A 5,647-nucleotide genomic window follows, 5' to 3' on the forward strand; every position below is an offset into this window, starting at 1 on the left:
GAAAAAGACGGTGTATCTGTACCGAGCGACGACCTTTTCCGGCAAGTACCGCTTTTACGATCACAGGCAACAAGTTGTCATCCACGGGCCTGCTGCGATTTAAGACAAAGAGCGGCCTCTATATCACGGCAAACAAGGATTATGTCAAGGTCTACTCAGTCGTTAAAAAGGCCACAAAAAAGATAGTCAAGAAGCTGTACATTGTTAAAAAAGGCGATTCGCTGTGGAAGATCACTCAAGCAAAGAAAACGACAGTGAATAAGCTAAAAAGCATAAACAAACTTCACTCGGATCTCATTTTCCCGGGGCAGAAATTAAAATACTGAAAGGATGATTATTGTGCAGGATTTAGGCGTACAAGCATTAACTGCAGTTTTGTCCATATTGGTGGCAGGGGTTGGCGTTTTGATCACAGCATTTGTGCCAAAAATCAAATCAGCAGTGGACAAACACCTTGGCACATCGCAGGCAGACATTGCAAACAAGGTGATTGATGGACTGGGTTCCATTGCTCAAACGGTCGTCGCTGACTTTAATCAGCGTGTTGTAGCTGACGCCAAAGCGAAGGGAGTATTTACAACTGACCTCGCTGCCAGTGTTAAAGAGGACGCGGTTAAAGCTGTGATCGCACAAGCACCAGAACTGATCGCACTTGGCAAGTCTGCAATTGGCGACATTGAGGCACTGATTCCACAGCTGATTGAACAGGCTGTGCTTAAGGCGAAATAACACAATGATTCACCGCCCGGGTGACCGGGTGTACATATTTGAGTGATATGAAGATGCGATCATTTAATAATGTGATTAATGTGTGAACATGAGATTTTTGTAGTTTGCTAATTTAATGGGTAAATTGGACAAGTATTTTGTTAAATAATGTCGAACACTGTCGGAATTAGAGATTAACATGCGGGATTGTGCGTGGTCACGCATAAAAAATACGTTATTATTTGGCTGTTTAGAATGTTATTCTAATTATATTAAAATTTTGTAAATATTATTACAGGAGTGGTTAAATGCATTTTCGCAAACCAATTACTTTAATCGGATTATCATTAGCCGTGTTATTTTCAGTAGTCTTGCCTTCAAGTGCTAATGCAGAATCAGATACGGAGAATACTCAAAACATTATTCGTAGTGTACCAAACAAAATTACGTCCTATGTTCAGTTAAAAAATACAATAAAATCAGTAGTTGAGACAGAATCGTATAAAAATTTAAGTGAAGAACAAAAAAAATTAATAATTAATGACATAAAAAATAATGCTTCTCCAAGTGTATACAAAACATTGAATGAAAAGTTTACAAAAACATTGCGTGAGTGCAAAAATGGATTTTCAAGTGATACAGGAAACGATGTACAGGTCTTAAATGTTGATGATGGTGCTCAGATTGTTGTCAGCACACAGGATGTCGCAGAAAATCAAAATGACAATGCGATGATAACTCCACTCAATATGCCTGAAATGTATAATGTTACAAAGGAATATGGAGCTAGGAAGTATGTCATTCATGCAGCCTATAATATTCAAGGAGCAGGACTTCTTGATGAAAGGCTCACAATGCATTATAGTTTAGGAAGTTATGGTATTAAAATGCGATCCTCATCAATTGCAGGAAGCTATGTTTTTGGCGGAAATATGGATGCGACATCGCATGTTACTGATTCTGTTGCCACTCATGAGGGCGCTAATGTTAATGCCTATGCTGACTTTAAGATCAGCTTTCTTTTTAGCCTCGGCGGAACGCGATTTGATAGAATTCACGGAGCAGTCAAATTATATAAATGGTATAAATCTTCTAAAAAGATGCAATTAAGAGAGAGCTGGTATTCAGAATAACAAGAAGGATGGATTTGATAAGATGAATATTTTATCATTTTGGGGTTCGGCCCCTTCTTTATTTATTTTTGGAATACTAATTATCATTTGGTTGATATCATTTATTAAAAAGATGATATCCATTTTTAAAAGCAAAGATTAGCATAGAAAATAATTCCCGTGCTGTTGCACGGGGGAGAGGGATTAGTTTGATTTTACATCCATTATATCGTCAAAAACATATCGTTCCTTTAATCTGTAAGCATCAATGATTCACTTGTAGCACAGGGAAGCAATTTTCAAACCTTAGCAAAAAGTGGCTATGCGATGAAGGCTGGAGATGTATTTATAACAAACTCTACATCTTCAAGTGGAATTTTAGGACATGCTGCTATTGCAGCAAGTAAAGCACACATTTTGGATGCTCCTGGAACGAAATGCAGACCTAAAAATGATAATAATAGAATGTCTACATTAAAAAAATGGACTAATCAGTATGGGAACGGTTGGATAGCTGTCTATAGAATGAAGAATCATCCAAATTTATCTTATGGCGCTGGGCATTATGCTTATACCCACTTCTATTCAACGAATGCTGATATTGACAATAAAAATATACATTTGACCTATGGTATTAACGTTCACCTATATGAAAAAAGTCCGACCTACTGTTCTAAATTAGTTTATCAGGCTTTTTACTTTGGTACTGGTAGTTACAATGTCGTTGGTGTTCAGCATGGTTACCTTAGTCCATATAGTATACCTGCTACTTTCAATCTTAATTATGCTTTATACAAAATAAAAGAATACTAATAATTACGGGAAGTGTTAATTCTGAAAAACAAAAGATGTTTCAGTTTTTAGTAAGGAATTGGATGGAAAATATCATCGATATATTCATGTAAAAGACGAGAAACCGAATATTGCTTATGAGTATTTTTATCGAGCAGACCTAAAAAAGGTGTTTTTCAATGCCATGGAAGTTTCCAGTAAATCTATCCATAAACATGAATTTGGTGGTGCAGACCTATCTGAATCTGAAATGAAGAAAATAAAATATCCACCAATAAAAAAATAACTTTTGATACTAGCAAAAGAGCTTCATTTATGCTGTTTGTTAGAAATAAACATTTTTTTTATTAAATGTTATTTTTACAATGACATACTTCCTTGGTGTCAATAGTACAGAAAAAATCCGTCCGCTTCCCAATGGAAGGATTTTTTTGTTAAATCTATCAAGTTTATAGAATATGATATAATCAATTCAGGCAATAGATGAAGCATATGAACCGGTTGCGGTGACGCCCTCTGAAGGGGGGTGGAGCCTATGACAGTCTACCAAGCATTAACATTGATGATTAGTTTTTCAGTGCTAATACTGATGCTGTCAAATAAAAAGAAATGATCCGCTTCATGTGCCATTGCGAGTGGCTTTGATTGAAGTGGATCATTTTCAGATGATATAGATTTTAGTCTTAGCACCGTTCCGCTCTGTGCGGATATTGCCATCCCGTCAGTGTGGAAGCACTGGCGGATTTGTTTTCCTGCTCTTATTATACACAAAATTTGCGTATTGATACAAAAAATTTAAAACAAAAACTCAGCACTGATCGGTGTTTTTATTTATTTCCCTACTCACTGGCATGGGGGCGATCGGCTGATTTATTAAACGTTGCCCACGTTGCCCAATTTCCAATTGAGGCAACCTATCAAAAACAGGGGTTGCCTATTTTGTTGCCCAAATCAAATCTAACAAAATCTAAGCAAATCTAGTATATCGTACGAATCAAATTCGATGTAAAAATTAAATCCAACAAAATCTAAACGAATATAGTCTAATCTTATCAATCCCTTACCATGGTAAAGAAGGGGTCGCTGGTTCAAGTCCAGTTGGAAGCTTATTCATTAAATTTTGATGCATTAAGGCCTCTAGTAAATGGGCTTTGATGCGTCTTTTATTTTTATCGACAACTGATTAAGATGATTAGTCTCTTGTAGTGCCAATACTGATGCTGTCAGATAAAAAGAAATGATCCGATTCATATGACATTGCAGTGGTTTTGATTGAAGCAGACCATTTTCCAAAAATGTAAGTTTTAATTGATGCACTGCTCCGCTCTTATTGCGGATATTGTTTGTAAGGGTTTTTACACAAACGATCAAATGAAGGTATTTGTCACGGCCGAGTGGATTACTGCGGCTGACTATAAGACGATCATGGAGCAAGAGTATTACGTTTAAAGTAAACAACTAGTGATACTGACCGATATAAATAGTGCATGAAACATCAAAAAAACACCTGTTTCCGGGTCAATTTGATCCGGACTTTTTAATGTGAAAAATACACAAACCAACCGTCAATCTTATTGTTAATGGAAATGGAGAATAAATAGCAATTTATTCTTCTCCAATTGTTGGCTCCTAAGATTACGGAACAACTTTCTTTATAAAAGATATTTTTTTTAAAAGCAGTATTGTAATGACACTTATTAAATAAATGATAAATGGGAAAATAAGCATAAAAAAATAGGAATTATTGTCTAAGTTTAGCATTTTATCAAGTTCAAAAATGTAAAATTCATGGATGATATAAACGCCAAAACTTGTCGAAGAAATCATCATTATTAATTTAGAGTATATTGGAGAAATAAATTTTTCCCAATTAATTCTCTTAAAAAAAATAAATACTGCTATTGAAAGGATGAATACAAATGGCGAATTATAATAAAAGAATACTCTATTAAAATGTTGGTTATGAGAACTGATTAAATATGTTCCGTAATATATCCAAATTCCGCTAAAAAATCCCATAATATAAATTATTTTTCTCATACATTTTTTAATTGAAAAATTGTTTAAATACCATCCAGAAAGATAAAAAGATAAATAACTAAAACTTATGGTATATGAGTTATAAAATGGAATAGGGTAATGGATCAAAGAAGATATCATAGGAATGATACCTTGTTGAATAAGACATAAAAAAATAAAATAAAGAACAGCTCGTTTATTCTCTTTTTTGCAAATAATAGAAAGGATTGGTGTGCAGATATATAAACATATGATTGTATAAAAAAACCAAAAGATGTTCTGAATATTGTTATAGGCAAACCATTTAATAATTGTTTTTAATGGTACGGTAGGCATATTTGAAAAATGTTGTTTATAAATAAGCCAAATGATGCTCCAAACAATTAAAGGTATACCCACTTTGATAAATCGTTTCGCAAAGAATGTTTTGGTGTCGTATCTTTCTCTATACTTTAATAAATTAGCGCCTGAAATCATTAGAAAAATGGGAACTGGCCAAATAAATAAAGATTGTATGATTAATCCTACAAACCAGTGCATATCCAATCTAAAAGTATAAACGCTCAATGTTGTGTGAAGATATACAACAAATAAAGCAGATAGAATAGTTAGTATGTCCATGTATATGTATCTTTTTTTCATTTGTATCCTCCATTTATTAACAAAGTAATTATACAGTGTTGGATGGGAAAAATCACCATTTAAAAAAGAAACAAATAAAATTACTCGCAAAATTTGAAAATTGTTTACGTCAAGACCTTTAAAAAAGGTCTTTTTATTTTGCCTAAAAGGGGGATGACAGAAATGATGAATTAAACAAGTTTCTTCGCGAACAAAACTCCAAAATGCTGACCATGCTCGGCGACATTGAGCAAAAGAAACAAGAAGCCCACATCTGGACACTGAAGGTTCATGCATATCACTTTGCTCGGTTGACTTCCACGGAGGATGCAAAAGCAGAAGCAGACTGGTTTGCGGCTTGTCTCAAAAATGTCGGCTTTAAAGCCAGCTATGGC

At 34.5% G+C, this 5,647-nt stretch carries 8 protein-coding genes; 7 read left to right on the forward strand and 1 reads right to left on the reverse strand.

Features of this window, described 5'->3' with window-relative positions; genetic code table 11:
* The 6 genes from NIE88_RS22540 to NIE88_RS22950 all read left to right on the forward strand — a co-directional run.
* On the forward strand, positions 1-326 hold a 326-nt coding region (locus tag NIE88_RS22540), incomplete at its 5' end, for a LysM peptidoglycan-binding domain-containing protein (RefSeq protein ID WP_290446641.1).
* A 13-nt stretch (positions 327-339) separates the two neighbouring features.
* Positions 340-729 (forward strand): hypothetical protein, encoded by a 390-nt coding sequence (locus NIE88_RS21615; RefSeq protein ID WP_253065630.1) that lies wholly within the window; start codon positions 340-342, stop codon positions 727-729.
* Between the two features lie 287 nt (positions 730-1,016).
* Positions 1,017-1,841 (forward strand): hypothetical protein, encoded by an 825-nt coding sequence (locus NIE88_RS21620; protein WP_253065631.1) that lies wholly within the window; start codon positions 1,017-1,019, stop codon positions 1,839-1,841.
* 243 nt (positions 1,842-2,084) lie between these two features.
* The gene (locus NIE88_RS21625; RefSeq protein WP_507237326.1) at positions 2,085-2,633 is read left to right on the forward strand and encodes a hypothetical protein; all 549 of its coding nucleotides are present in this window, start codon (positions 2,085-2,087) and stop codon (positions 2,631-2,633) included.
* Between the two features lie 514 nt (positions 2,634-3,147).
* Positions 3,148-3,225, forward strand: a complete 78-nt coding sequence (locus NIE88_RS22945; RefSeq protein WP_373689480.1) for a putative holin-like toxin — start codon at positions 3,148-3,150, stop codon at positions 3,223-3,225.
* Between the two features lie 698 nt (positions 3,226-3,923).
* Positions 3,924-4,061 (forward strand): XkdX family protein, encoded by a 138-nt coding sequence (locus NIE88_RS22950; RefSeq protein WP_373689479.1) that lies wholly within the window; start codon positions 3,924-3,926, stop codon positions 4,059-4,061.
* A gap of 186 nt (positions 4,062-4,247) precedes the next feature.
* On the opposite strand, the gene NIE88_RS21630 is transcribed toward NIE88_RS22950, so the two are convergent.
* Positions 4,248-5,273, reverse strand: a complete 1,026-nt coding sequence (locus NIE88_RS21630; protein ID WP_253065633.1) for an acyltransferase — start codon at positions 5,271-5,273, stop codon at positions 4,248-4,250.
* 212 nt (positions 5,274-5,485) lie between these two features.
* Between NIE88_RS21630 and NIE88_RS22955 the strand changes: the two genes are divergently transcribed.
* Positions 5,486-5,647 (forward strand): GH25 family lysozyme (locus NIE88_RS22955; protein ID WP_373689481.1); only part of this gene is annotated, 162 nt, incomplete at its 3' end.

The organism is Sporolactobacillus shoreicorticis (assembly GCF_024125445.1).
In the GTDB taxonomy this organism is placed as follows: domain Bacteria; phylum Bacillota; class Bacilli; order Bacillales; family Sporolactobacillaceae; genus Sporolactobacillus; species Sporolactobacillus shoreicorticis.